The sequence below is a fragment of the uncultured Corynebacterium sp. genome (genome assembly GCF_945649885.1).
In the GTDB taxonomy this organism is placed as follows: Bacteria; Actinomycetota; Actinomycetes; order Mycobacteriales; family Mycobacteriaceae; genus Corynebacterium.
In genome coordinates, this window is the sequence record NZ_CALZFS010000170.1 from 1 (window position 1) to 4,261 (window position 4,261).

The window sequence follows — 4,261 nt, forward strand, 5'->3', positions numbered from 1 at the left end:
TGCTCAGCCCTGATTACGTTAGTGTCCAAGTCTAACAAACTATTCCTCCCGGTTGGGGGTGTTTTCCCTTAACAATTGTGGGAAACCAGGCGTAGGTAACACGGGCAGACAAAGTGATACAGGGGTAACAAGATTGTTAACCTCATCTTCGCCATTTTTACTGCATTCCTACTTCTTTCATACCCTTGAGTTCCTTCTTCAGCTCGAAGACTTCATCACGGAGACGTCCCGCAAGTTCGAATTTTAGCTCTCGCGCAGCAGCACCCATCTGGGCGGAGAGGTCGTCGATAAGCTTCTGCAGCTGGTCCACCTGCATGCCGGAGGTGTCAGGCTTGGCCACCACCGCTGTGTCACCGGTGGCACCCGGTGCACCAACCGCGTTTTCCTGATTGTCATAGACCTGGTCCAGGATGTCGGCGATCTTCTTGCGCAGCGGTTGCGGATCGACGCCGTGTTCGGTGTTGTAGGCAACCTGGCGTTCCCGGCGTCGGTCGGTCTCCTCGATGGCGTGTTGCATGGAGTCGGTGATCTTGTCGGCGTACATGATGACTTCACCGGAAACGTTTCGGGCGGCGCGTCCGATGGTCTGGATCAGTGAGGTGGCTGAGCGCAGGAAGCCTTCCTTGTCGGCATCCAGAATGGCCACCAGGGACACCTCCGGCAGGTCGAGTCCCTCACGTAGGAGGTTGATGCCCACCAGCACGTCATATTCCCCCAGGCGCAACTGACGCAGCAGCTCCACACGCTGGAGGGTGTCGATATCGGAGTGGAGGTAGCGGACGCGGATGCCATTTTCCAGGAGGTAGTCGGTGAGGTCCTCGGCCATCTTCTTGGTCAGGGTGGTGACCAGGACGCGTTCATCCTTGGCGGTGCGTTCGCGGATCTGGTGGATGAGGTCGTCGATTTGTCCCTTGGTGGGCTTGACGGTGACCTTCGGGTCCACCAGACCCGTGGGTCGAATGACCTGCTCCACGAACTCACCGCCGGCGGCCGCTATTTCAAACTTGCCAGGCGTTGCGGACATGAAGATGGTCTGTCCGCGGCGGTCATCGAACTCCTCCCAGGTCAGCGGGCGGTTATCCAGCGCGGAGGGCAGTCGGAAACCGAACTCCACCAGGTTGCGCTTACGCGACATATCGCCCTCGAACATGCCACCGATCTGAGGCACGGTCACATGGGACTCATCGATGATGGTGAGGAAATCCTCCGGGAAATAATCAATCAGGGTGGCCGGCGCGGTACCCGCACCACGGCCGTCGATGTGGCGGGAGTAGTTCTCAATACCAGAGCAGAACCCGACTTGCTGGATCATTTCCAGGTCATATTCCGTACGCATCCGCAGACGCTGTGCCTCCAGCAATTTGCCGCGGTTCTCCAGATCAGCCAGACGATCCTCCAGCTCTGCTTTGATATCTTCCACGGCCTTTTCCATACGCTCCGGGCCTGCCACATAGTGGGTGGCCGGGAAGATACGGACCTCATTGACATTGCGGATTACATCACCGGTGAGTGGGTGGATGTAATAGAGGCTGTCGATCTCATCACCGAAGAACTCCACGCGCACCGCCAGCTCCTCATAAGCCGGAATGATGTCCACCGTGTCACCCTTGGCACGGAAGGCACCACGGGTAAAGGCGATGTCATTGCGGTCATATTGGATATCCACCAGCAGACGCAGGAAGCGATCACGCTCGATCTCCTCCCCCACCTCTAGGACGATGGAGCGGTCCAGATAAGACTGTGGAGTACCTAGACCGTAGATACAGGACACTGAGGACACCACCACGACATCCCGGCGCGACAGCAGGTTGGAGGTGGCGGAGTGGCGTAGACGCTCCACATCCTCATTGATTGAGGAATCCTTCTCAATATAAGTATCGGTCTGCGCGATATAGGCCTCTGGTTGGTAGTAATCGTAATAAGACACGAAGTACTCCACCGCATTATTGGGCAGAAGTTGGCGCAGCTCATTGGCCAGCTGTGCGGCCAGGGTCTTATTGGGTGCCATCACCAGGGTGGGTCGCTGCTGCTTTTCGATCAGCCACGCCGCTGTGGCCGACTTACCGGTACCTGTGGCACCGAGCAGGACGACGTCGCGTTCGCCTGCGTCCAGGCGCTTATCCAGTTCCGCGATGGCGGCTGGTTGGTCGCCGGCGGGCTGGAACTCCGAGATCACCTCGAACTTGTTGTTGGAGCGTTCGATCTCGCCGACAGGGCGGTGCTCAGAGTGGGACAGGACTGGTTGTTCAGCAGCAAAAGCCATGCCTACAGGTTACGCCAAGAGGTGGAGAGGTTGGAGGGAGCTTTGCGACACACGGATCGCCCCCGCTGCCTTAATCCCCGGTTACGGAGAATTTTGCTGGGTTAGGCTGTTTTCAATAAACCAGGCCCTTATCAGCTGGAGGAACCAATGCTGATCAACCCACCGCATATACGTGAGATCCCCTACTCCAGAAATGGGGTCAATGAGTTCGTCGAGGATCTATCCAGCACTCCCGGCGCGCCCGCAACCAAGCTTCTTCTCACCTACCCCACTGTGTATGTGATTAAGGATGCTAAGGCCTCCAGCTGTGAGATCTACATTGGTGAGTCGAACGATATTGAGCGTCGTACCATTCAGCACCTCACTGCTGATGTGAAGGAGGGGAACTTCTGGCATAGCTTTGAGCGATCTAAGAACTCATCAATGTATGTGATTGGGCATGACCACTTCAATAAGTCCTTAACCTTGGATGTGGAGAACCGTCTCATGCTCTACTTACCGGGTGTTGAGCATGTGAGCAAGGTTCACAACGGTAGAGCCAACCCTCAGCGTGCTTATTATTCGCAGGAGAACTTCGACGAGATCTTTAACCAGATCTGGGGTCAGCTGCGAACCTTCGATAAGAAGCTCTTCCCCGCCAAGGAAGTTATCCGGGATTCAGCTCTTTTCAAGGCATCTCCCTTCCATAAACTCACTGAGGAGCAGGAACGTGGCAAGGGGGAGGTGGTCAATTATATCTACGAGTGTCTTGCTGATGATTCCCGTCAGCATCTGGTGACGGTGAGTGGTGAAGCCGGAGCAGGTAAATCAGTATTCATCAGCAGTCTTTTCTATGAACTTTTCCAGGGCGACAATGCCGTGGATAGTCCTTTTGAGTTTCAGTCTCTCAATGCCTACCTGCTGGTTAATCACGATGAGCAGCTGACGGTATTTGAGCAGATTGCTAAGAAACTCAATATTTACAATCGCGGTACAGAGGGCAAGGGTGATCTGCCCCGTGTGTTGAAGCCTACGAGTTTTATCAACAGGACAACTCTCGACGAGCCAGTGGATGTACTGCTCATCGATGAAGCGCACCTGTTGTGGACCCAGGGTAAGCAGAGTTACCGGGGTAAGAACCAGTTGAAGGATCTCATCGACCGCGCCCATGTGGTGGTGGCGGTCTTTGATGAGAAGCAGATCATGGCTACTAACCAGTACTGGGATGAGACTGACCGTAAATGGTTAGAGGAGAACACCACCAAGCAGATCATGCTTCGGGATCAGATGCGTATTGATTCCTCTCCCACCACCTATGCCTGGTTGCGTGCTCTTATCGACTGTGGTGTCGTCGGTGAACTCGACCTGAACCCTGACAATGCTGATGAATATGGCTATCAGGTCCGTATCTTCGAAGACCCCACGGAGATGCATGAGGCCATCAAGGAGAAGGCCAGCACTACTGAGCGTGGGCTATCACGCATGCTCGCTACCTATGACTGGGACTATTCCAATAACAAGAAACCAAATAACGGCATCGACATCTATTGGTCGGTAAATATCGGGGATTTCTCTCTACCGTGGAACCGGGAGACTGATCGTGATCAGGATCGGGTGACCAAGCGACGCACCAAGGACCTGGCCTGGGCTGAAAAGGAACACAGTCTGAATGAGGTTGGTTCTACCTTCACTATCCAGGGTTTCGACCTCAACTATGCAGGTGTGATTCTAGGGCCCTCAGTAAAGTACCGGGACGGCAAGATCATCCATGACCCCACGGAGAGTAAGAACTCCGGTGCCAAATACAGGAGAACCATGTCTGATGGCACCAAGCACTCCGTTGGCGAACAGCTACTGGCTAATGAACTCAATGTTCTGCTCACCCGTGGAGTGAATGGTCTCTACATCTACGCCACTGATGAGGCGCTGCGTGAAAAACTGAGGGAGTCAGTGAGAGCAATTTAGCTGGTTCATCTGTGTGCTCTTCTCGAAGGATCTTTATCCTTTATGGCATGGAAA

2 protein-coding genes are annotated in these 4,261 nt (G+C 54.5%); one reads left to right on the forward strand and one right to left on the reverse strand.

Annotated features, from left to right (window positions below; genetic code table 11):
• Window positions 1-157: 157 nt before the first annotated feature.
• A complete protein-coding gene (uvrB, locus tag Q0M74_RS13185) occupies window positions 158-2,263 on the reverse strand; it encodes an excinuclease ABC subunit UvrB (RefSeq protein ID WP_293955204.1) in 2,106 nt (701 codons plus the stop codon).
• Between the two features lie 147 nt (window positions 2,264-2,410).
• Here uvrB and Q0M74_RS13190 point away from each other — a divergent pair, with 147 nt between their 5' ends.
• Window positions 2,411-4,207, forward strand: a complete 1,797-nt coding sequence (locus Q0M74_RS13190) for a DUF2075 domain-containing protein (protein ID WP_293955206.1) — start codon at window positions 2,411-2,413, stop codon at window positions 4,205-4,207.
• Window positions 4,208-4,261: the final 54 nt, after the last annotated feature.

What these genes read in the sequence shown, in the direction of transcription:
- uvrB (WP_293955204.1), bottom strand. Translation starts at nt 2,263, where the DNA reads ATGGCTTTTGCTGCTGAACAACCAGTCCTGTCCCACTCTGAGCACCGC.
- Q0M74_RS13190 (WP_293955206.1), top strand. Translation starts at nt 2,411, where the DNA reads ATGCTGATCAACCCACCGCATATACGTGAGATCCCCTACTCCAGAAAT.